The 21,722-nt window shown below is 57.3% G+C and carries 27 protein-coding genes; 11 read left to right on the top strand and 16 right to left on the bottom strand.

What is annotated here, in order from left to right; translation table 11 throughout:
* Positions 1–56 precede the first annotated feature (56 nt).
* Positions 57–215 (top strand): hypothetical protein, encoded by a 159-nt coding sequence (locus PL263_RS16475; RefSeq protein WP_186289590.1) that lies wholly within the window; start codon positions 57–59, stop codon positions 213–215.
* Between the two features lie 117 nt (positions 216–332).
* Here PL263_RS16475 and PL263_RS16470 read toward each other — a convergent pair whose 3' ends face one another.
* The 5 genes from PL263_RS16470 to PL263_RS16450 form a co-directional block, all read right to left on the bottom strand.
* The gene (locus PL263_RS16470; protein ID WP_278210396.1) at positions 333–2,966 is read right to left on the bottom strand and encodes an EAL domain-containing protein; all 2,634 of its coding nucleotides are present in this window, start codon (positions 2,964–2,966) and stop codon (positions 333–335) included.
* Complete coding sequence (locus PL263_RS16465) at positions 2,963–3,439, bottom strand: hydrogenase maturation protease (protein WP_278210394.1); 477 nt, start codon at positions 3,437–3,439, stop codon at positions 2,963–2,965. Before PL263_RS16465 ends, PL263_RS16470 begins: the two co-directional genes overlap by 4 nt.
* Positions 3,436–4,953 carry a nickel-dependent hydrogenase large subunit gene (locus tag PL263_RS16460; protein ID WP_278210393.1) on the bottom strand — a complete coding sequence of 506 codons (1,518 nt, stop codon included), beginning with the start codon at positions 4,951–4,953 and terminating at the stop codon, positions 3,436–3,438. Before PL263_RS16460 ends, PL263_RS16465 begins: the two co-directional genes overlap by 4 nt.
* Positions 4,953–5,894: an NADH:ubiquinone oxidoreductase gene (locus PL263_RS16455; RefSeq protein WP_278210391.1), complete on the bottom strand. Its 942-nt coding sequence runs from the start codon at positions 5,892–5,894 to the stop codon at positions 4,953–4,955. Before PL263_RS16455 ends, PL263_RS16460 begins: the two co-directional genes overlap by 1 nt.
* 136 nt (positions 5,895–6,030) lie before the next feature.
* Positions 6,031–6,648, bottom strand: a complete 618-nt coding sequence (locus tag PL263_RS16450) for a hypothetical protein (protein ID WP_278210390.1) — start codon at positions 6,646–6,648, stop codon at positions 6,031–6,033.
* 342 nt (positions 6,649–6,990) lie between these two features.
* On the opposite strand from PL263_RS16450, the gene ribF reads away from it, so the two are divergent.
* Genes ribF through PL263_RS16435 form a run of 3 tightly spaced genes read left to right on the top strand, consistent with a single transcriptional unit; the run spans position 6,991 to position 9,004 of the window.
* Positions 6,991–7,932, top strand: a complete 942-nt coding sequence (ribF, locus tag PL263_RS16445) for a bifunctional riboflavin kinase/FAD synthetase (protein WP_278210388.1) — start codon at positions 6,991–6,993, stop codon at positions 7,930–7,932.
* Entirely contained in the window at positions 7,929–8,138 is a 210-nt protein-coding gene (locus PL263_RS16440) for a DUF1289 domain-containing protein (protein ID WP_278210387.1), read from the top strand. The genes ribF and PL263_RS16440 overlap by 4 nt, the downstream gene beginning before the upstream one ends.
* Before the next feature lie 2 nt (positions 8,139–8,140).
* Entirely contained in the window at positions 8,141–9,004 is an 864-nt protein-coding gene (locus tag PL263_RS16435) for an HDOD domain-containing protein (protein WP_140912734.1), read from the top strand.
* On the opposite strand, the gene PL263_RS16430 is transcribed toward PL263_RS16435, so the two are convergent.
* Positions 8,994–10,475 carry a polysaccharide biosynthesis C-terminal domain-containing protein gene (locus PL263_RS16430; RefSeq protein ID WP_278210385.1) on the bottom strand — a complete coding sequence of 494 codons (1,482 nt, stop codon included), beginning with the start codon at positions 10,473–10,475 and terminating at the stop codon, positions 8,994–8,996. The two genes, PL263_RS16435 and PL263_RS16430, sit on opposite strands and share 11 nt — an antisense overlap.
* Positions 10,476–10,530: 55 nt before the next feature.
* Entirely contained in the window at positions 10,531–11,118 is a 588-nt protein-coding gene (locus tag PL263_RS16425; RefSeq protein ID WP_278210384.1) for a TetR/AcrR family transcriptional regulator, read from the bottom strand.
* Positions 11,119–11,227: 109 nt separating this feature from the next.
* On the opposite strand from PL263_RS16425, the gene PL263_RS16420 reads away from it, so the two are divergent.
* From PL263_RS16420 to PL263_RS16405, 4 genes are all read left to right on the top strand, one after another.
* On the top strand, positions 11,228–11,878 hold the full coding sequence (locus PL263_RS16420; RefSeq protein ID WP_278210383.1) for a glutathione S-transferase: 651 nt from the start codon (positions 11,228–11,230) through the stop codon (positions 11,876–11,878).
* Between the two features lie 145 nt (positions 11,879–12,023).
* Positions 12,024–12,392, top strand: a complete 369-nt coding sequence (locus PL263_RS16415) for an antibiotic biosynthesis monooxygenase (protein ID WP_278210382.1) — start codon at positions 12,024–12,026, stop codon at positions 12,390–12,392.
* Positions 12,393–12,437: 45 nt separating this feature from the next.
* Positions 12,438–12,737: an antibiotic biosynthesis monooxygenase gene (locus PL263_RS16410; protein WP_278210381.1), complete on the top strand. Its 300-nt coding sequence runs from the start codon at positions 12,438–12,440 to the stop codon at positions 12,735–12,737.
* A gap of 54 nt (positions 12,738–12,791) precedes the next feature.
* Positions 12,792–13,286 (top strand): GNAT family N-acetyltransferase, encoded by a 495-nt coding sequence (locus PL263_RS16405; protein ID WP_278210380.1) that lies wholly within the window; start codon positions 12,792–12,794, stop codon positions 13,284–13,286.
* A 215-nt stretch (positions 13,287–13,501) separates the two neighbouring features.
* On the opposite strand, the gene PL263_RS16400 is transcribed toward PL263_RS16405, so the two are convergent.
* Positions 13,502–14,302, bottom strand: coding sequence for a LytTR family DNA-binding domain-containing protein (locus PL263_RS16400; RefSeq protein WP_278210378.1), 801 nt, complete (start codon positions 14,300–14,302; stop codon positions 13,502–13,504).
* On the bottom strand, positions 14,296–15,621 hold the full coding sequence (locus tag PL263_RS16395) for a LytS/YhcK type 5TM receptor domain-containing protein (RefSeq protein WP_278210376.1): 1,326 nt from the start codon (positions 15,619–15,621) through the stop codon (positions 14,296–14,298). The genes PL263_RS16400 and PL263_RS16395 overlap by 7 nt, the downstream gene beginning before the upstream one ends.
* 374 nt (positions 15,622–15,995) lie before the next feature.
* Here PL263_RS16395 and PL263_RS16390 point away from each other — a divergent pair, with 374 nt between their 5' ends.
* Positions 15,996–17,000 (top strand): exo-beta-1,3-glucanase, encoded by a 1,005-nt coding sequence (locus tag PL263_RS16390; RefSeq protein WP_186289591.1) that lies wholly within the window; start codon positions 15,996–15,998, stop codon positions 16,998–17,000.
* 75 nt (positions 17,001–17,075) lie between these two features.
* Here the strand turns inward: PL263_RS16390 and PL263_RS16385 are convergent, their stop codons facing one another.
* Positions 17,076–17,228, bottom strand: a complete 153-nt coding sequence (locus tag PL263_RS16385) for a hypothetical protein (RefSeq protein ID WP_186289592.1) — start codon at positions 17,226–17,228, stop codon at positions 17,076–17,078.
* A gap of 281 nt (positions 17,229–17,509) precedes the next feature.
* Here PL263_RS16385 and PL263_RS16380 point away from each other — a divergent pair, with 281 nt between their 5' ends.
* Together PL263_RS16380 and PL263_RS16375 are read left to right on the top strand one after the other, a co-directional pair.
* Positions 17,510–18,232: a hypothetical protein gene (locus tag PL263_RS16380; protein WP_278210375.1), complete on the top strand. Its 723-nt coding sequence runs from the start codon at positions 17,510–17,512 to the stop codon at positions 18,230–18,232.
* A 140-nt stretch (positions 18,233–18,372) separates the two neighbouring features.
* Positions 18,373–19,089 carry a YebC/PmpR family DNA-binding transcriptional regulator gene (locus tag PL263_RS16375; protein ID WP_278210374.1) on the top strand — a complete coding sequence of 239 codons (717 nt, stop codon included), beginning with the start codon at positions 18,373–18,375 and terminating at the stop codon, positions 19,087–19,089.
* A gap of 3 nt (positions 19,090–19,092) precedes the next feature.
* Here the strand turns inward: PL263_RS16375 and PL263_RS16370 are convergent, their stop codons facing one another.
* The 6 genes from PL263_RS16370 to PL263_RS16345 all read right to left on the bottom strand — a co-directional run bounded on the left by PL263_RS16370 (position 19,093) and on the right by PL263_RS16345 (position 21,684).
* Entirely contained in the window at positions 19,093–19,683 is a 591-nt protein-coding gene (locus PL263_RS16370; RefSeq protein WP_278210373.1) for a TIGR00730 family Rossman fold protein, read from the bottom strand.
* A 94-nt stretch (positions 19,684–19,777) separates the two neighbouring features.
* Positions 19,778–19,921, bottom strand: a complete 144-nt coding sequence (locus tag PL263_RS16365; protein ID WP_186289593.1) for a hypothetical protein — start codon at positions 19,919–19,921, stop codon at positions 19,778–19,780.
* 105 nt (positions 19,922–20,026) lie between these two features.
* Entirely contained in the window at positions 20,027–20,494 is a 468-nt protein-coding gene (locus tag PL263_RS16360; protein WP_278210372.1) for a CBS domain-containing protein, read from the bottom strand.
* Between the two features lie 77 nt (positions 20,495–20,571).
* Positions 20,572–21,093, bottom strand: coding sequence for a M48 family metallopeptidase (locus PL263_RS16355; protein WP_278210370.1), 522 nt, complete (start codon positions 21,091–21,093; stop codon positions 20,572–20,574).
* A 35-nt stretch (positions 21,094–21,128) separates the two neighbouring features.
* The gene (locus tag PL263_RS16350; protein WP_140912747.1) at positions 21,129–21,401 is read right to left on the bottom strand and encodes a DUF5710 domain-containing protein; all 273 of its coding nucleotides are present in this window, start codon (positions 21,399–21,401) and stop codon (positions 21,129–21,131) included.
* Between the two features lie 127 nt (positions 21,402–21,528).
* Positions 21,529–21,684 (bottom strand): hypothetical protein, encoded by a 156-nt coding sequence (locus PL263_RS16345; RefSeq protein ID WP_278210368.1) that lies wholly within the window; start codon positions 21,682–21,684, stop codon positions 21,529–21,531.
* Positions 21,685–21,722: the final 38 nt, after the last annotated feature.

Below are 21,722 nucleotides of genomic sequence, written 5' to 3'. Positions count from 1 at the left end.
GCATAAAGTTAACCCAACGCCGCCACTCGCCGATCCCCGATCGAAGGAGCAAAAAAATGAACACCCCGACTTTTTACCGCGACATCACCACCGGCCTGTTTTTCGTTGCCGGCATTCTAAGTTTCGTATCCGGACAATTCATTCTATCCACCATGCTGTTCGGTACCGCGTCTCTAACAGCCAATTTGCAAACAGCCAAACCGGTGCGCGTCTGATTTTGTTGTGCCTCCTCGTTGTGAAGAAGTAACCTCGACGGCCCCCACTTTTGCTCAAGGTGGGGGCTCTTTTTGTCGCCCCCCAACCTTGCCGAAACGGCCTCGCCTTGCACCGCGTCACGGCTTCTGCCGATACAACAACCGATTGAAATGCTCGGCGTCCAGCGGCGGACTGAATAAATAGCCTTGTACTTCGTCGCAGGCCAAATCCTTTAGAAACGCCAATTGCTCGTCGGTTTCCACCCCTTCCGCCAACACCGTAAGCCGCAGACTATGGCCCAAAGCCAATATGGAACGGGTAATCGCGCTGTCGTTGGCATCCTGGGGGATATCCATCACGAAGGAGCGATCGATCTTCAATTTGTCTACCGGTAAACGCTTCAAATAACTCAGCGAAGACTGGCCGGTACCGAAATCGTCGATCGCCAATGCCACGCCCAAGCCGCGCAACGCCTCCATGACCCGGATGTTGCGCTGCGCCTGACGCATGATGTAAGTCTCGGTAATCTCCAGCTCCAGATAGTGGGGCGATAAGCCGGTTTCCGCCAACACCCGGCCCACCATTTCCAACACATCGCTGCGTTCGATTTGCGCACCCGACAAATTGACCGCCATCCGCTTGAAGCTAGTGCCGCCCTCGATCCAGGTCCGGGCTTGGCGGCAGGCTGTGCGCAACACAAACTCCCCGATCGGGACGATTAAATCGGAATCTTCCGCAATGACGATAAACTTGTCCGGCGGGATCATGCCGCGCTCCCGATGCCGCCAGCGCACCAAAGCTTCCGCCCCGATCAGCGCGCCGTTCGCCAGCGCATACTGCGGCTGGTAGTGCACCTCCAGTTCGCCGCGTTCCAAGGCATCGCGCAATTCGCCCTCCAGAAACAAGCGCTCTTTGGCCCGCTCCGTCAAATGCGATTCGAAAAACTGAAAATTGCCGCGCCCGCGTTCTTTCGCTTGGTACATGGCCAGATCGGCATGCTTGACCAAGGTGATGTAGTCATCGCCGTGGCCCGGAAACAGGCTGATGCCGATCGAGGTGCCGATTTCCAACTTATGGCCTTGTACCAAAAACGGTTGCGCCAACGCCTGCAACACCTTGCCGGCGACAATTTCGGTATCGCCCAAGCCGGGATTGTTATCCAACAGAATGATGAACTCGTCGCCGCCCAAACGCGCCACGGTGTCGCCTTGACGCAAACTATCCTTCAAACGCTGGCCGGCCATCCGCAGCACCTCGTCGCCGACCGGATGCCCCAGGCTGTCGTTGACGTGTTTGAATCGGTCCAAATCCAGGAACAACAATGCCAGGGATTGTTTGCTGCGGCGGGCGACCGCCAAGCCATGTTCGCAACGCTCGCGAAAAAACTGGCGGTTGGGTAAATCGGTCAACGCGTCGTAATAGGCCAGATAATGGATGTGTTCCGCGTTCTGCTTTTGTTCGCTGAGATCGTAAAACACACTGATGTAACGAATCACCCGGCCGTCGCTATCGCGTACCGAAGAAATGTTCTGCCACAGCGGGATCAACGCGCCGTCCTTGCGCCTGTCCCAAATCTCGCCTTGCCATTTCCCTTCCCGCCGCAACGAAGTCCATAGATTTTGGTAAAACTGCTTGGTATGGCGGCCGGACTTCAGCACATTCAGCTTGCGACCGATCACCTCCTCCGGCGCATAACCCATAACGCTACTGAAGACTTGGTTGATCTTCAGAATCTGGGCCTTGGCATCGGTAATCAGAATTGCATTCAGACTGTTATCGAACACGCTGGCCGCCAGACGCAATTGCTCGTCGACCAATTGTTGATCGGTAATGTCCTGCACGGTACCGACCGAACGCAACGGCCGGCCCTCGGCGGAGTAATAATTCTGGGCGCGAACGTGCACCCATTTGACGCGGCCGTCGCCAAACCGTAAGCGGTACTCGATATCGTAGGGCACCAGGTTGTCGACGGATGCTTTAAAAACCCGGTCGACTTGCTCGCGGTCGTCCGGATGCACCAAGGCCAAAAACGCCTCATAACTCGGCGGAGGCTCCGCCGGTTCCACTTCGAAAATCGGAAAAACCTCTTCCGACCATGCTAAGCGGCCACTGGCCAAATCGAGTTCCCAATGGCCCAGCTGCGCAATGTGCTGCGCTTCTTTCAACAAGCTCTCGCTGCGGCGCAGACGCTCTTCCTGTTGCTTCAATTCGGTAACGTCGGTGGCGCAAATCACCGCCCCCTCTTCCTTGCCTTGCGGGTTGTGTAGCAAAACCCCTTTCAACCAGTAGTGGCGAAAACTTCCGTCGCCGCTGCGCAAGCGGTGTTCCGCGGCATAAACGCCGCGGCTGCGCACCATCTCGTACAACGGCGAGTAAATCGGCCAGGGCACCTGCCCAAGCTCGGCCTGCAAATGTTGCACCTCGGCCGGATGCAGCCAACCGTCGGCCGCGCCTTGATGCAAAACCTGTTCCGACTCCGCCAATTCCTGGGCGCAGAGCTGGTTGATCTGACGCACCTTTCCCTCCGGGCCGAGAACGATCATCAGCGCTCCGGTACTATCCATTACCCGCTCGATAAAATCGCTTTGGTGGCGGTATAGCCGATTGGCTTCGCGCAAGGCATTACTTTGCGACTCCAAGGCTTTTAACATCGCGTCGGTATGCTCGGCATCCTGGCTCATCTGCTGCTCCAACGCCGCATTGGCCAGCCTTAAAGCGGTTACTTCGGTCCGTAACCGTTCCAACTCCTGCTTCAGCTCCGCCTCAGTCATGTCGATTCGATCTCGAAATACCCGCGTAGCAAGTCCACCGTCCGCTCGACCGCCAGGGCGACCGGCGCCGACAAACCAGGCCGGAACGAGACCACGCTGGCGGCTTCGGCAGTAACGACGCGTAAGGCGGGAGGCGCCTCGGGCAATGCTGCGAGAGCTCGCAACAGAAAGCCGACACCGTGGCCGTGGCCGACCGCTGTCGGTTCCGTAGCGATTGCTGACGCCGGCAATTCACGCAGCTTGCCGGGTTGGCCGGCCGGAGCCGAAGCGTCGACAATCACCGCTTCGCAGCAATCCTGAAACAGGACCAGCGCGGAAAGGCCCGGCGTACCGGCATCGAACAAGCGCAGATCGCCGGGCTGCGGCAACTCGGCCAAGCGGCGATAGACGGCCGGCCCGAAGCCGTCGTCGCCATGCAGGGGATTTCCGAAACACAGAATATGCCGCACGCCGCCGGAGCCCCGCTTGATCAAGGCGCAAAATGGCGCTTTTTGCCGGTATCCAGCATATGCACGGTACAGACTAGGCAGGGATCGTGAGAACGAATGATGTGGCCGATTTCTATCGGGTCCTCCGGATCCTGTACTGCGACGCCGACCAAACTTTGCTCCCAATGGCCCGGCAGGCCGTTACTGTCGCGCGGCGACGCGTTCCACGCGGTGGGCGTGACGATTTGATAGCGTGCAATCGCACCATCCTTGATCTTTACCCAGTGCCCCAAGGCACCACGCGCGGCCATGATCAGACCAAAACCCTCGCCGTCGACCTCGGCCGACTTGCCCGGGTTGAAGATATGCGGTTGGGAAAAATCGACGCTCAATTCGTCCAGCATCCGCCGAGCGCAAACCAGTTCGTAGGCGATACGCCGTACCCTGGCGAATTGCCTGAGCCAGGCATTGCCGCCTTCCAACGCGTGCAAAGACTCGATCAAGGCATCGCCCCCAATCAATAATTCGGCCAACGGTCCGGTCTGAACCGCCCTATCGCCGTAACGCGGTGCCTTCGCCCAGGTGTAGCGGTCGCTATTGGGTTGGAAATCGGGAATGGTTTCGCCGTTTGACGGATGCAATCCGCCCGGGTAAGGCTTGAACCAGGAGTGTCGCACATGTTCGTTAATCATCCGCTGATCCAACGGCGCAATCTGGCCGCTATCGCCGTCGAAAAACCCTCCCGGCACCAGCCGGTCCTGCGGCTGCTCCGGATCGCACCAGGCGCCGTAACTCAGCATATGCGGCGTGCCGGCCGCCATGCGTTGCAAGCCGAGCCCACGCGCACTGCGGCTCAGCAAGCCGAGCGCACTGGCAGCATGGGCCGGGGTTTCCAGCCAGCTGAAATAAGCATCGGCACTGTCCAGCGCCAACCAATCGTCGAGGCCAGCGCCGATAACGGTCTGCTCGTACCAACGCTGAATCTCATCCAATACCGCCCGGCAGGCAATAATTCGGCGCAGGTCTGGCGGAGTGGTGACGCCGCCCGGCAACATGTAAGAAGAATGCGGCCATTGCCCGCCGAATTGGGCGACGATCTCGACCGCCTTGCGGCTCAGCGCCAGCGTCTGCCGGTAAACCGAGCCGCGAAACGGCTCGAAGGCATCCATCAGCTCGGCAAACCAAGGCCGGTCAATGTAGCGGGGGTTGCAGAAGTCCGGGGTAAAGAATAGAAAGGTCTGACGCAGATCGTTCTGTATGCCTTCCGCGATCAGGCATAGATTGCGGATGCGTACCGCGTTGGGCGGCACCGGCAACTGCCAGGCCTGTTCCAGCGCCAAAACCGCCGAATACAGATGCGCCGTGCCGCAAATACCGCACACGCGGGGAGTGATGACCAAACCGTCGCGCGGCGCCCGACCCAACATGATCTGCTCGAAGCCGCGGTAAAGAGTGCCAACCGTGCGCGCCTGGCTGACGACGCCATCCTCCAACTCGACAGCGATTTCCAGATCGCCCTCGACTCGATTCAAACTCAGGTTCAGTTCAATCTTGGCCATCAGACATCCATTTCTTTGTTGCGCACCCGCGCCGGTGCCGCGGCTCGGGCCAGATTCTTATAGGCCATATAGCGGGAACGCTCGACCCCCAACGGCAATTGGACCGGGATCTCCCCGACTTTCGGCGTGGCGAACAGATCGGCGTCGCGCGGAAAATTCGGCGAGGTACAGCCGAAACAAGGCACACCGGCCCGCGTTTTACTGCTCACCCCATTCCACAGATCGCTATTGCATACCGCCTGCGTCATCGGCCCCTGGCAACCCAGATTGAAAAACAGACAGGCGCGACCGCCCGGCTCCAGTTCTTCAATGTCGTATTCGTGGTATTCGTTACGGGTACAGCCCTGATGCACCACGGTATTGAAGAAGGCCTGCGGCCGATTCAACTCGTCCAACGGTAACGACCAGCCGGCCGCCAAGCCGGCCAGGGTCTGCGTCATCGTGTGCGGATGCGCCGGACATCCGGCGACATTGACGACCGGCAGGCCGCGTCGCGACCGCCATTCCGGCGGCAGCAAACCGCCCGGCCGGTCGCGGTCGAACTGCAGGCCGACGCAGTCGCCGGGATTGGGCGCGGCGGCATGGACGCCGCCAAACGCGGCGCAGGTTCCCATCGCCACCACAACCCCGGCCCGCTGCGCCAACTCGCGCACCATGTCCATTTTCGCCGTGCCGCGGTAACTGTCGTACAAGCCGGTGCCGCGCGGGGCTGTGACGATGCTGCCTTCCACGCATAAAATATCCAGCGCTTGCTCACCGACGACGATGCTCCGATAGAGCTCGTCGTGCTGGCGCATCGGCTGATGGGACAGCGAGGGATGCCAAAGCATGTCGATGCCGCAGTCTGACAGCAAGTGCTCCAAACTTGGCGCCTCTGCCGACAGAATAGTTAAAGATTCACCGCCGCAGGCGCCGGTTTGTAGCCAGAATAAGGTAGCCATAGGTGTTCCTCGAGCCCGGGTTTCAAGACTTAATCTTAATCAAACAATAATTTGAGCGCCAATCGAAACGCAAAACCGGCCGTCAAAACTTGGCGATGCGGCAAACGGGTTTGGGCTTAAGCCTTTTCCGCCGGGACTAACCTTTCAACACCCAGGGAAAATACGTCAGCACCAATTCGGCGATGGTTTTGTTCAACTCGGCATTCTGGGCGTTGACGTATTCCACTTTCTCGTAGAGTTTCAACGAATCGCCAACCGCCGGCATGCTGAATTCGCACATCGTGAACAGCGAATAACACCAGGCGTAAATCACCGGGATATTGGATTTCAGGTGTTTTTGGGTTTCTTGTTGCAACCATTTAATCTGGTCGGTTTTGCTTTGCTGGGTATCGATGATTTCGATGGTAATGTCGGTGAACTCTTTCAGGGCTCTGGCCTTGATGGCTTTGTCTTCTGCAATGTGCTTGTTGTCGAACACATTCAGCGTCATACCCTTTCTATCGACGATATTCGGGATGTCGCCGTGGCGTCCGGAACACACCTTGAAATTCTTGTGGCCTTGGGAGCGCAACAACGCGACCAGCGGCAACCAGGAGTTTTCGCCGGTTATCGTCACCGACAGATAAAGCTGACCGACCTGGACCCAGGGACAATCTTCGTCTTTGACCTCGCCCGATAACAGATTCTTACTGACCACGCTCGGCTTTGCGGTCGAGTTGTGGTTGTACAAGGTATTGGTCGGTTTAGTCGCCATCCGGAAGTCCGTAGCAAGATCGATTTGGATTTTTCAAGTGTAGTCGGACAAATCCGAAAATCCATCCGCGACCGAGTCCAGACAGGGTTGACCAGGGCCTTGCAGCGGGGATACCGAAAGTAGCCGAATAGATAAAACCAAGCCAGCTTTGAAGCGCTCCATAGCTTGAACGTCCGATATTTGACCGCGCGCACCCAATATGGGCTCAGGCTGCCTATACTGGGTGCAGTTTCCGCAGCCGCGTATTGTCAGACCGGCGATGCCGCGCGCTCCGGAACCGGTGCCTGTAGGCCTGTGTCTGCGCATACTGGTAGAATTGGCGTTTTTAACTCGTTTGCGATCATGCGTCTAATCCGAGGTCTAAATCATCTGGAGCCGTTACGCAACGGCTGCGTATTGACGATCGGCAACTTCGACGGCCTGCATCTGGGCCACCAACTGGTCATCACCAAACTGGCCGAACACGGCCGCCGGCTGAATTTGCCGTCCGTGGCGATGGTGTTCGAACCGCAACCGCTGGAATATTTTTTGGCGGATCACGCGCCGTCGCGTCTGACTCGCTTGCGCGAAAAAGCCATTCAATTCGCCAAGTTGCCGATCGACGAATTGCTGGTGATGCCGTTCAACCGCAGCCTGGCCGATTACGACGCCGAGCAATTCATCGCCGACATCCTGGTACGGCGCCTGAACGTCAAACACTTGGTAATCGGCGACGATTTTCATTTCGGCAAGGCCCGGCGCGGCAACTTCGCGCTATTACAGCACCGCGGCGAAACTTACGGATTCAGCGTGGAGGATAGCCACTCCTTCGAATTGGCGGGGTCACGGGTCAGCAGCACTTTAATCCGCGACGCGTTGGGGGAAGGCGATCTGGCTCAGGCCAAATCGATGCTGGGCCGGGATTACTCGGTCTGCGGCCGGGTCGCTCACGGCGACAAACGCGGCCGCGAGCTGGGGTTCCCGACCGCCAATGTGCGGATGCAACGCAAGAACACGCCGATTGTCGGCGTCTACGCGGTGACGATGACCGGGCTGGACAACGCCGAATATCGGGGAGTCGCTAACGTCGGCTCGCGGCCGACCGTCGATGGCGGCTCCAAAGTGGTACTGGAGACACATTTATTCGATTTCAACCAGGATATTTACGGCCAATACGTCGAAGTGCATTTCAAGCACAAACTGCGCGACGAAACCCGCTTTGCTTCGCTCGATCAACTAAAGCAGCAGATCGGTCTCGACGTGACAGCAGCCAAACAGTTTTTCGAAAACACCGATAATAGATGACCGACGATTCGTTTGTCCGCTCGCCCTGTATCCGCAATTGTTGCCTGGACGACAACGATATTTGCCTGGGCTGCTTTCGCTCGCTGGATGAAATCCGTTCGTGGAGCAGTTCCGACAACCCTACCCGCGAACAAATTTTGCGCAGCGCCGAACAGCGGCGCCAATCGTATCCGCAAGCATCTTTTTTTCGGCCTAAGGACCGGTAACCATGACAAATACTACCGAAGACGAATTGGTCCGTAAGGCCTTAAAAAACATCAAAATCCCTCCGGCCCCGCACGTGCTGGACAAACTGCATAAAGAACTGCAGAAAGACGATCCGGAACTGGACGCCATCGCCGAGATTCTGGCTCAGGATGTCGGTTTGTCGGCGCTGGTACTGCGTAGTGTGAATTCGCCGTATTTCGGTTTGCGCACCAAAGCGGTATCGATTCAGCATGCTACCTCGTTGCTCGGCCTGCGCAATATCGTCAATATCGTCGCCGGTCTGGCTTTGCGACGGGTGTTCGAAGAAAACGAAGGCGCCAATCCGCCGAATTTTTGGGATTCGCCGCTAAACGTGGCAATGGCTGCGACCGCCATCGCCCGCGCCGTGTTTTATCCGCGCCCGGACGAAGCCTATATGCTGGGCTTGTTCCACAACGCCGGCCACCCGCTGTTGACCCAGCATTTCGCCGGGTATGCCGAGTTCATGTCGCAGCACATCAATACGCCGGAACAGTCGATTTGCACTGCGGAAGACCGCCAATACCAGGTTGAACATGCCGTGCTGGGCTATTTTCTGGCGCGTGCCTGGGGCTTGGAGAAGCGCATCGCCAATGTGATTCGCGACCACCACCAAGTTAAGTCGCGCTTCTCCGCGCGCGATCGCGGCGACGCCAGCGAGCTCAGTTTGCTGGCCATCCTGAAAATGGCCGAACATATCGATAAATTGTTTTGGGGCTATCAACCGGATTACGAATGGCTGGAAATCCAGGACTTGGTGTTGAATTTTGTCGGCTTAAGCGAGAAAGACTTCGCCGATCTGCACCAGGACATTGCCGACAACGTGCTGGGCGGCTTCACCCGTTAATCCGACGCTTGCCCAGCACCGGCCGCAGGTCCAGCCAGTACGCCAGCGCCAGATAAATCAGCATACCCAAACTGCCGCAAAGCCAAACATCCCATTGGTATTGCGCCACCGCGTAACGGTCGGCGCCATACAGGCCCAGACCCAGTGCAAAGTAAAACCCGATCTTGAGCAACGGGTAATCGACCGGATAATAAATCCGGCCCAAGCCCCAGGACAACGACACCATAAATCCATAACAAACCAGCGTGGCCCAGGCGGCACCAACGTAGCCGTACTCCGGAATCAGCAGGATATTCAACGCCACTGTGACGCCGGCACCGGCCAGCGCCACCCAGGCGCCGAGGCCGGTGCGGTCGCTCAGTTTGTACCAGACCGACAAGTTGACGTAGATGCCGAGCAGCAAATTCGCGATCAACAAGATCGGCACCACGGCCAGCCCCTGGCGAAATTCGGCGCCGATGAAATATTGGAACAGGTCGATGAACAAGGCCACCAACAAAAAGATCGACACGCCGGCAATCACGAAATATTTCATCACCAAGGCATAGGCGCGTTTAGCGTCGTCCCGGCCGGCATAAGAAAAGAAAAACGGCTCGCCGGCATAACGAAAGGCCTGCACGAACAAGGTCATCAAAATCGATAATTTGTAACAGGCGCCGTAAATGCCCAACTGTTGCAGATTGGTTTGCAGATCGTAGGGCAACAGCAGCTTCAAAATCGCCCGGTCCAGCATTTCGTTGACCATACCGGCCAGACCGATCACGATCATCGGCAGCGAGTAGCGCAGCACCGGCGCCAATACCGCCCGCTCCAAAACAAACGGCACGGCGCGGAACTGCGGCAGCAGCAGCAGCAATTTAGCGGCGCTGGCCACCAGATTGGCGATAAAGATGTAACCGACGCCGACTTGCGGATCGTAGTAACGGCCGATCATGCTATCCGGCCAAATTGCCGCCAGTTTCGGCCAGAGCAGTAACAGCAATAAATTCAAACCGATGGCGATCAGAATCTCGGCCATTTTGATGCCGGCAAAGCGCCAGGCCCGATTCTCGGCCCGCAGCTTGGCGAACGGCAAAGCCGACAAGGCATCCAGCGCCAGTATCCAGGCAAACCAGAGTGGATATTCCGGGTGCTGCGGGTATTGCAACCAGGCCGCCAAATCCTCCTGCCATAACCAGACGCCGCCGGCAAAAGCCAAATTGGCGAGCAGCAACAGGCTCAGCGCGTTGCGGTAAACCCGTTCGTCGGCGAATTCCGGCCGCTGCCGAAAGCGGAAATAGCCGGTTTCCAGGCCCAATACCAGCAGCACTGCAACAAAGCCGGCATAGGCGTAGAACTCCGAGACGACGCCGTATTCGCCGGTGCTGAAGGTGTAGGTATAAAGCGGCACCAGCAGGTAATTCAGGAAGCGACCGAGGATACTGCTCAGGCCGTAGACGGCGGTTTGGGATACGAGTTGGCGTAATGACATGGATCGATAGTGTCGACGAAAGCCGGGGTGCGGCCGGTGGAGCTATTGTATGCGGTTAAGCCGGTGCGGCGGGACCGGACTGCGCGCAGGCATGTTCGATCAAGATCTCGGCGGCTTCGCGAGCGGCGCGCATCGGCGCCGAACCGCGCTGCATCTGTTCCCGCACCAGTGCACCGGCAATCAGCATCGATAAATGTTTGGACAAATTATCCGGATCGCGAGCGCCGGCCTCGGCGGCCAGCCTCGCCAGCAAGCGGCGAAAACCTTCGGAGAACTCAGCCGCCGCCTGCTGTACCGGGCTGCCAATCTCGGCGAATTCGGCCGAGGCATTGATGAACGGGCAGCCGCGAAAGGCCGGGCTGGCTTGCAGCCGTTCAAACACGTCGAATACAGCCAGCAGCTTTCGCTGCGGATCGTCGCCGGCTTGGGCCAGTTCCGCTTCGATAACGTCCTGTAATTTGGCCCGGCTTTTACTCAAATGCGCGACCACCAAGTCGTCCTTGGACGGAAAATATTTATACAGGCTCATCTTGGTGGTGCCGGCGGCCTTGACGATGGCATCGACGCCGGTGGTTTTTATCCCTTGGCTGTAAAACAGTTCCGAAGCGACGTCGAGGATATGTTGCTGAAGATTACGGGCCATACGCAGATATTTGCAAAAACGGAGTTGCAACTATACCGACCGGTCTGTATTATTGCAACAGACTGACCGGTCTGTTCTGAAAACACTTTTACTTGATGGAGATCATTCGATGATTACTTTATACGGCATAGCAATCAGCAACTATTACAACAAAGTCAAACTGGCGTTGATGGAAAAGGAAATCGCCTTCGTCGAGGAAGCCTTACGCCCGAGCCAAACCGAAGCGGTGTTGAAACGCTCGCCGCTGGGCAAGGTTCCGTTCATCAAAACCGCAGAGGGCTATTTGTCGGAATCGCAGGCGATTTTGGAATACCTGGAAGACGCGTTTCCGCAACATCCGCTGTATCCGGCAAACGGATTCGAACGCGCTAAATGCCGCGAGTTTATCCAGCACATCGAGCTGAACGTGGAACTGATTGCCCGCCGTCTGTATGCGGAAGCGCTATTCGGCGGCAGCGTCTCGCAGGAGACCAAGGATGAAGTCCGGCTGAAACTCGACACCGGTTTGGCCGGCTTGGCCAAAATGTTGAAACTCGCACCTTACGCGCTGGGCGATTCGTTCACCGCCGCCGACGTCGTCGCCTGGCCGCATCTGCAACTGGTCGGCTTCGCCACCCAAAAGATTTACGGCGAAAACCTGGTCAACAGCCACATTCCGGGCATCGAGAGCTATATGCAACTGATCGAAAGCCGGCCTCACGCGCAAATCGTAGCCGCCGACCGCGCTGCAGCGCTGGCGGCGTTTTTCGGCAATCAGTAACCGGCCTTTAGCCGCCGGCTTCGAGCGCTTCGAATCCGGCGGCGCAAGCCAGCTGCGCTGTTTTGCGTAGCGTTCTCCAGTCAAATTCCACTAAAAATCGCAATTGTGAATTGCGATGGCAAGCATGCAACCGCTAGCGGAGGTAATGAACTACGTTGAAAAGAAAAGCTCGCTCAGCACACGCGACTTTTTCTGTATCATCATCCGGACCACAACCCACCAAATCGCCAGTATGCAGTATGTTTTGATTATTCACGAGGTCGAGTCTTATCCGGCATGGAAGACCATTTTCGACCAAGCGGCGGGCATCAGAAAAAGTGCCGGCGAAATCAGTTACCAATTGCTACGCTATGACGAGGCGGCGAACAACATCGTCCATTTTTCGCAGTGGTCTTGTTTGGAAAAGGCCCGCCGCTTTTTCGAATCGGCGGAACTGCTGGAAATCCGCAAGCGCGCCGGAGTGAAAGCGCCCAATTTTATTTATTTGCACGAGCTAGAACGTTGTACGCTGTAGCACTGTACCAACGCTTTACCGCCGCGATTCGCTTTTGGAGTTCGTATGCTTGAAGTGGCCATTCTCGATATTATTCCGGGCAAAGAGACCGATTTCGAGGCGGCATTTGCGCTCGCATCGGCCATCATTGCCAATAGCCCGGGCTATATCTCGCACCAACTGCAACGCTGCGTGGAAAATGAGAGCCGCTATCTTCTGTTGGTGAACTGGCAAACCCTGGAAGCGCATACCATCGGCTTTCGTTCGTCGCCCGAATATCGGGAATGGGCAAGCTTACTACACCATTTTTACAGCCCATTTCCAACAGTGGAGCACTACCAGCTGGTTCTCGAACCAGGAAGCTGACCTAGCGTCCAATGCTCCCTTCACTCACTCCAGGCAACCCAGCCTCCAACCCAGATGCAGATACGAGAAGCCTTAATATCCGATGCCGCAACCCTGTTGCGCCTGTTCAACCAGCTTGATGCCGAAACCGATTTCATGCTGTTCGAACCCGGCGAACGCCAAACCACCGAGTCCGAACAACAGGCGATCATCGCGGCGTTTGCCCAAAGCGAGAGGCGTTTCATGTACGTCGCCGAAACGGTAGGCGACATAATCGGTTTTTGCGTGCTGGTGGGCAATCAACAGCGGCGGAACGCACATACGGCATCGCTGGTGATCGGCGTGGTCAAGTCGCATTGGCGGCACGGCGCCGGCGCGAAGCTGTTGGAAGCTGTGATCGGCAAAGCCGATACCGCCGGAATCGAACGCATAGAACTAACCGTGCGCACCGACAACCAGGCGGCGCTGGCGCTGTATCAAAAGTTCGGGTTCGCGATCGAGGGCGAAAGAATCGGTTCGCTTAACATCGGCGGCAACAGGTTTAACGAATTCTATATGGCCAGGGTTTAACGATGCGTTGCTTAGGATCATCGGCGGACACCGACCGGAACCACAGGAATTGCGTTTGGAATGGGCGAAATAGCCTACGCGCCAAGAACCCGACCTTATCCCGTATAGCAGCAGATTGAGCCGGCGCCGAATTCGGGCCGGCCAAAACAGTATCGATCGCCGCTAGCCGGGCACTGTATCCGACGGGCGTCAAGTCAGCTTTCGTCCGGACCGGATCAATAAACCGACCCGGCATCCATTTTCTCGCGTAACGCGTCCAGATATTCCGGACCCACCGCGAGTTCGTGCCCGGAATCCTTCAGCGCGACCTTGTAGACTTCGTTCTCGCCCGGCCGCGGCCGCAAGCTGCGGATCTGGCGGATATTCACCAAGTGGCTGCGGTGAATCTGCACCAAGCCCAGTCCGGGGTATTTGTGCTCCCACTCCTTTAGCGCGCCGTAAACGCCGTCCAGAGCCGTGCCGTTACTGAGCTGGATGCGTAAACTGTTGGCGGCGTTATTTTTGGCGACAAATACGATTTCCTGCGGATCGACGTATTCCACATGGGTTTCGCGCTCGTCGAAGCGGTTGACGATGCGGTGGCGGATTTTGATTCGCTGCGGCAAGGCTGCGCCAGCGACTGCGGTCTGCACCGCCTGGCGCCGAATCCAGTTCAAGGCTTCGTCGACCTTGGCATCGTCCAGCGGTTTCAACAAATAATGGGCCGGATGCAGCCGGTGCGCCTCCACCGCGGTCTGCGGATGACCGGTGATGAAGACGATCCACGGCGCGTCCGGCAAACTGTTGATGGCGTAAGCCAGATCCAGCCCGGCGCGCTCGCCTTCGGTCTGAATGTGGATATCCAAAAACACGCCACTGATATTCCGGTCGGCTTGCAAAGCCGCCCAGGCGTCGCGTGCGCCGGCCGCTTCGGCCACCGGCTCGAAATCCGGATGTCGGCGGCGCAAAATATCTTTCAGTTCGTCGCGGGCCAGATATTCGTCGTCGACGAGCAATATGCGTTGTTTGGCTACCATGTTGTGGTCCTCTTCGGAATGGTCAAAACGACTTCGGTACCGTGACCCGGCCAACTATTGATGACCAGACAGGATTGGCGCGGAAAGGCCAGCTTCAGGCTGCGCTTCAGTTGGTACAGGCCGCTACCGTTGCCGGCCGCGGATTCCACCGGCCGGTTGCCCAATTCTTTCAAGCGCGGGTCAGCAATGCCGCAACCGGTATCGCTGACCCGCAAGGTCAGGGTTGCGCCGTGGTCGACGCCGATGATGTCGATTTTCAACGGCCGGTTTTGGCCTTGCATCCCGTGCAACAGTGCATTCTCGGCCAGGGTTTGCAGGCAACGCGGCGGCAATTGGCACGGCAACAGTTGCGGCGAGATATTGCGTTGGAATTGAAACGCGTCCGGAAAGCGCAGACGCTGGAAATCCAGGTAACGTTCGACTTGGGTAATTTCCTGTTGCAGCGAGATCGAATTGGCGCCGGTGTTGGTGCGGGTGTCGTCCAGAAACCGTGCCAGCTTGACGACGTACTGCGCCGCGGCGTCGGGATCGCGCCGAATCAAGGCCTTGATCGCATTCAACGTGTTGTTCATGAAATGCGGTTCGATTTGCGCGTTCAAGGCCCGCAGTTCGGCTTGGCGGGCCTGATTGACCAAGCGGTCGCGCTCCAGATCCTGCATCACAAACAAGAACGACAACAAGCCGAAGGTATTGACCACCGCCACCGGCAGCGCGGTCTCCACCACCAGCGCCAGCGCGTCGGCCATCGGCGTCACCAGCGCCAACAAAACCGCTTTTTGCATCAGAGTACCGATCAAGGCGATGAACGCCGCACCGCGCAAGCGTTTGGCCAGGATCGGCCACCAGCGTACCGCCAACCCGGCCCAAACGCCCTGCAGCAGTGTCGCCACGGCGCTGGCCTCGCCGGCGAAACCGCCTAACAGGTAACGCTCGCCGCCCGCGGCGAGACCGGCGCCGAAGCCGATCCAGGGTCCGCCGGTGATGCCGGCCGCCAGCACCATCAAATCGCGAAACCCGATCACGGCCTGCGAATGTTTCAATGCATCCGACAAGTCCGCCGGCCAGGCGATGCGCTTGCCCAATTGGTGAATGTCCAACAAAAACCCGCTATGGGTGCCGATCATCGCGAAGATACCGAAAAACGCCGAACACACCAAACGGTTGCGCCACAGGTAACTGTCGCCGCGCAAGGCCTGCCTGAGCCAATCGATCCGAATCGATACGTGGGCTGCAATCAACACCACGCACACCCGTTGCGACAGTTGCGCGGTATTGTCCAGCCAGTGGAACAGCATCTCGTTAGCGATGGGGTAGTGCATGGTGTGTCCTTGTTTTGCTTATTTCCGACTATTCCGTTCCGGCCATCCGCTAACGTAGCGGCAGTCGGCCAAAATCGGGTACGACTTCAACAAACCCGGCTTAACGCCAGATTAAAACCGGACTGACATTTATCTTCCGCCGCCGGCAAGGCCATTGCCGGATTTCGCCACCGTTTCCCGGCGTTTGAACATCGATTGCCGCCTTTTCGTTCAGCCGCGCTGGCGCTTGGCTGCCGATGCTAAATACTGCCGGCGCGGCTGAAGCAAAACACCGGGTACTCGACAACACCGGCAAACCCAGGTTGAAAACCGACGAACCATCCGCCGCTCGCGGCAACCGCGGCCGTAACATAACAACCCATATCGGAGGCACCATGAAACGCTCATTAGTTTTGTTGCTCTTGCAACTGTTTCTCGCCGACTACGCGCAAGCCCAGGCTTCCCAGCCGCCGCCGGAGCAAGTGCAATTCGGCCGAGAGACACTGCAATGCGCTGCGTTCAGCCCTTACGTCGGCAGCCTGACGCCGGAGCACGGTCCACCGCCGTCCCGGCAATTGATAGACGGTCTGCTCGACCAGCTTATCGAGCAAACCCCATTTCGCTGCATCATGACTTACGGCGTCATCAATGGCCTCGGCGAAGTATTCGCCTCGGCCCAAACCCGGCATCTTAAAGTCATCGCCATCGTCTGGCTGGACAAGGATATAGCGATGAATACCCGCTCCATCGCCGCCGGCATCGAAACGGCCAAATCCTACCCGGAGACGATTATCGCTATGAGCTGCGGCTCGGAAGTCCGCACCCGCCACGGCAACCGTTTCGACGGCGAAATCTTGCGCTGCATAGACAGTTTGCGCCGGGCCGGGGTCCGCCAGCCGCTCACAACCATCGACACCTGGTGGGAATGGTGCGACCGCAGCCTGACCTGCCGGCCAACCTTGTTTGCCGACAAGGTGGACTGGATAGGCACCAATATTTTTCCGTGGTGGGAGAATAAATTTTCGCCGATCCATTCCTGCACGACCGCGGAACAAGCCGCCGATTTCCATATCGCCCGGGTTGAAGATCTACGCCGGACCTATCCCGGCAAAGACGTGGTGATTACCGAATTCGGCTGGCCGAACGGCCCGGAAGGCGGCTCGGAAACCAATCGCCACACCGGCCAACGTTGCGGGATCGCCAACTCGGAAAATCAGGCCTTGGTGGTGCGTTCCACCTTCGAAAAACTGGCGGAACGGGGGTGGTCCGGCGTCGTGTTCGAAGCCTTCTCCGAAAACTGGAAACCGGGCAGCGAAGGGATTTTCGGTAGCTTTTGGGGGCTATGCCAAGGCCTGGAACCTTATTCCTGCCTGCAACCGTTCGCCGGCAACGAACATTGAAGCAACAGGCTACTCAAGCAACGGTGGGGAGCAAACCCCACCGTTGCCGGCAAACTCGATGGGCTTGCGTACAGATCAGCAACGAAACTCCGGCAAAAATACCGATTTTGCTTTCCAATTATCGCTCCAGCGTTTGTAAGCCTCCTTGGCGGAATGGCCGGCGCCGATCGCCAGCGGGCAAGAACAAACCCAGATATGTTTGATCAACTTCATCTTCGGTTTAGTCATGAGCGGATACTCCGTGTTGTTTGCAATTGGTTCGGGCGGCATTCTGGCCGCGCTGCCTTACAAATTGCTTAACGAACCGACGCTTCAACGTGACCCAGGTCCGTTACCGGCACCGATGTCAAGCCACTTTCACAGTCACGCGACATGCAATATTTTTTGTTTTACTTCCGCTGGATAGCAAAAATTTGACGGACTTATAACGCTAGAGTAGATTGCAAAAGCCTTCAACTCAAAAGTTTACGCTGTGTCGCTCAGAGGCTCTCAACTCTACAGGAGGTTTTATGCATTGCTTTGCCCGACTGCGCACTATCGCCGCCACACTCGCCTTGATTTTAATGACTCAACCGACGCTGGCCGGCACCATCCTGTCGCCGGTGGCGGTGATCAACAATACGATAGGCAATTACAAAGGCATCGCGGGGTTTCCGGCCAATACCGACGAGACGCCGATGTTCAACCAATCAGGCCTTTCGTTGAGCTTCACCAGCGGTGCCACGGATTTCGCCGCATACATCGCCTCGAATCCAACCCATATCGGCGGCACCCCGGAAATCGGCAACGGCTGGATCAGCCCGGCTTATTGCCCGTGCACTGGCATTCTGGATTTCGACTTAGGCGCCAACTACAGCGTCAAACAGATGGCGTTGTGGAACATGGCTGCCAACAGCGGCGCCAATGTGGCGGAAATCAGCCTGTATAGCTCGACGACCGCCGATTTCGCCAACCCCACTGCTGTAGGTTCATTTACCAATCCGGAAATGCCGGACGATAACCGGCCGCGCGCGCCCTATCCGGCAACGGTATTCGACCTGGACGACTCGGTCGGTCGCTACGTCAGATTGCAGATCCATACCTATTACGACGCTTACCTGGTTTCGGAAATCGGCGAAATCGCATTCGACGTCAGCGCCGTACCGCTACCGCCGATGCTATGGCTGTTTGCCGCCGCCTGCTTCGGCATCCTTAGCGCTGGCAGGCCACAGCGAACCGCGCTACCGAGTTAGCTCGCTACGAAATCCGGCGCCCTGAATCGCTCGAAGCGGCGCCGGTACCCGAGGAAATGCCCGCTGACGGTTCCCCTCATTAAAAACTGCCTGTAAAATCCGCCGACTTCATTACCGCGATTACCGGGAGCAGCGCAGTCATGGGCAGAGCCTATCAAAACCGAAAAGTATCGATGGCCAAAACGGCCGACGCCAAAACCAAGGTCTACAGCAAATACGGCCGCGAAATCTATGTGGTCGCCAAGTCCGGCGGCGTCGACCCGGCCGGCAATCTGACCTTGCGCGGTTTGATCGACCGAGCCAAGAAGGACCAAGTACCGTCCCACGTGATTGATAAGGCGCTGGACAAGGCCAAGGGCGCCGGCGGCGAGGATTTCGCCCCGGCGCGTTACGAAGGCTTCGGCCCCGGCGGCTGCATGGTCATCGTCGACTGCCTGACCGATAATCCGAACCGCACTTTTAACGACGTCCGCCTGTGTTTCACCAAAACCAAGGCCAAGATCGGTACGCCGGGTACGGTCGGCCACATGTTCGACCACTCGGCGATTCTGGCTTTCAAACACGACGACGAAGACGCGGTGTTGGAGGCTTTGCTGAATGCCGACGTCGACATCACTGACATGGAAAACGACAACGGCAAGCTCACCGTTTTCACGCCGCATTCGGATTATTTCAAGGCTAAACAAGCCCTGTTGGACCTGCTGGGAGAGATCGACTTCGAAGCCGACGAGATTCAGTTTTTACCGAAAGGATCGACGCCGATCAGCGGAGATGACGTAGCGATGTTCGAAAAATTTCTGGATATGTTGAACGATCTGGACGACGTCCAAAACGTCTACCACGACGCCGAGTACTAAAGCTCAAGTCTGACTGCGATCCAGCCAATGCTCGACCGCCGGCGCCCGGTAGCCGGCGTAGCGATCCAGCAGAGCCGCCGGCTCGGATTCCACCATTAACATCGCCCGCTGCTGCGGCGTGACGAATTGTTCGGCAGTAACATGATCCAGGAATCGAATCAACGTATCGTAATAACCGCCGATATTCAGCACGCCGCAGGGTTTGTCGTGGAAGCCGAGCTGAGCCCAGGTCCAGATTTCGAACAGTTCTTCCAGGGTACCGATACCGCCGGGCAACGCGATAAAACCGTCGGCCAACTCGGCCATCCGCATTTTGCGTTCGTGCATTGATGCGGTGACGTGCAACTCGGTCAAATCGGGGTGAGCCACTTCCTTGGTCGCCAGGGCCTGCGGAATTACGCCAACCACACGGCCGCCAAGTTCTAGTACCCGATCCGCGACCACGCCCATCACGCCGATACCGGCGCCACCGTAAACCAAACGCAAATCGCGCTCGACCAAGGCTTCGGCCAGTCGCCGGGCGCCGGCGGCGTAAATTTCGCTACGGCCCGGACTCGAACCGCAGTAAACACAGATACTGCGTATGGCAGCCATTTTTCAAATCCCAAAAGATTGTTCGGTGCAAAAAGGCAGCGATTGCCGATAGATTGCGTCCGCCCCGCCTGGCCGGCTGTTGGGCTGAAAGCGTTCAGTCGCCGCGGTCGGAATCCGCCGACGAATCGCCGTCAGACTTATCGCCGTCGCGGTTTTCCTTGGCCAAAACCTTGGTCGCAAAAAACAAACCGCCGACCAAGGCCAGCACCATTACCACCTCTAGCAACATTCTCATCATAACGGCGACCTCTTGGCTGAAGTTGGCGTAACGGCATCCGGGCGGATGCTGCAGCCGACGTTTTAGACCTCGGTCAGGCCGCTGTCAACCATGCCGCCGTCAGGGTTAAGCGCCGGTTTTGCCTTGCTTCAAGTCATTTTCCAATTGTTCGTGGGCCCGCTCCAGCTTGGCGAATACCCGCAAAATGTCGGTGGCGGAGAGGATGCCGACCAATTTGTCTTTTTCGACGACGGGCAATGCGCCGATGCGGTGGTCGGCCATCATCGCCGCCGCGGCCGAAGCCGGCGTTTCCGGCGTCACAGTGTAGACACCGCGGTGCATGATGTGCACGACTTTCTGCGAGACCACGTGCAACTGGGTATTGTCCTTGCTGGCTTCGACGGCGTTGGAATTGCTTTTCGGGCCCAAGGCCTTATACAAATCGCGGTCAGAGACGATACCGACCAGTTTGCCTTTCTCGACCACCGGCAGATGGCGGATTTTTTCGTAGTGGATCAGAAAAAACACCCGGTCGATTAGGTCGTGGGGTTCTACGGTAAACACCTTGGTGGTCATCAATTCCGAAACTAGCATGTCGTTCTCCGCTACAGGTTCAATCCTTTAAAAAGGATCCGGTTATTGGCTAATGGTCCGAGCATCGGCGGCAAAAATCAAGCGCCGCATTCCGGCAAGTACAACGGGCCGATTACATCCAGATGTGTCAGATACAAACGCATATCGAACTCCATCTGCCGGTGACCCGGCTGCATATGTTCGCACAGCTGGTAAAACGCTTTGTTGTGTTGTTTTTCGCGCAAATGGGCTAATTCGTGGACGACGACCGTATCCAGCACCGGCAGCGGCGCAGTTTTAAATACCGACCCGATGCGGATCTCTGTTTTGGATTTCAATCGTCCGCCCTGTACCCGCGAAACAGTGGCGTGCAAGCCCAAAGCTTGGTGTTCGATATCGATTTTGTCGTCGTATACGATCTTGCCGAGGGGCGCGGATTGGCGCAGGAAGCGGTTTTTCAAATCCATCACATACGCATACAGCGCTTTGTCGGATTTGATGTCGTGGGCCAGCGGATATTTTTGCAACAGAATTGCAGTCATGCGACCGCTATCGAGCAAGCGACCGACTTGATCCAGGACGTCGGTCGGATAGCCGGCCAAGTATTTCAACGGCGGCATAAGCTTGTAGCCGCCGGTATTGGAATCCACACCGGTCAGTCCCAGGGCGGTTCATCACCGTCGTAAGCGACGAAGTTGCTATCGGCCGGTTGGGTGATATTTGGCGCCAGTGCCGAAACGGGCGCGACGGAACCGGTCTCGGCAGCGCCAGCTTGCGCGGATGCCAACCACTGACCAAACGGTTCCAGGTCCTTACCGGCCGGGACGTACCATTTTTTGTTAGCAGCGTCCCAACGCGCCCCAAGCGCTTTCGCGGCGTCCTTTTGCGCGTAAGGCACATTCAAATAGGTTTTTGCGGCCGTGGTCATACGATGCGCGGCGAAGTCGAAGTCTCAATCATGCCGGCATTGTAAATGATTGGCCGCACCAGCCAAACCGTCAATCGTCGGCTAAACGCAATCCTTTCCGTGCGCGGCCGGCGCCGGAGGCAAGCAATCAGTTTTCCCGATTCTTCCGGTTTATGTTGATGTTGCTGGCAAAGGTGGTCGTGGCGAACAATAGCGACGAAATAATAAACTCGCCGGATAAGAAGCCGACGATTCCGGTGATGAAGGCCAAACCGTTCAAAATATCTTTTTGTGCGTTAGTCATGGTCTACTCCAATAGTCAAACCCATGGCTAGACTATAG

It is taken from the genome of Methylomonas sp. EFPC3 (assembly GCF_029643245.1).
Taxonomy (GTDB): Bacteria; Pseudomonadota; Gammaproteobacteria; order Methylococcales; family Methylomonadaceae; genus Methylomonas; species Methylomonas koyamae_B.
The sequence above is the reverse complement of the archived record's forward strand: the minus strand, read 5'-3'. Positions and strand labels throughout refer to the sequence as shown.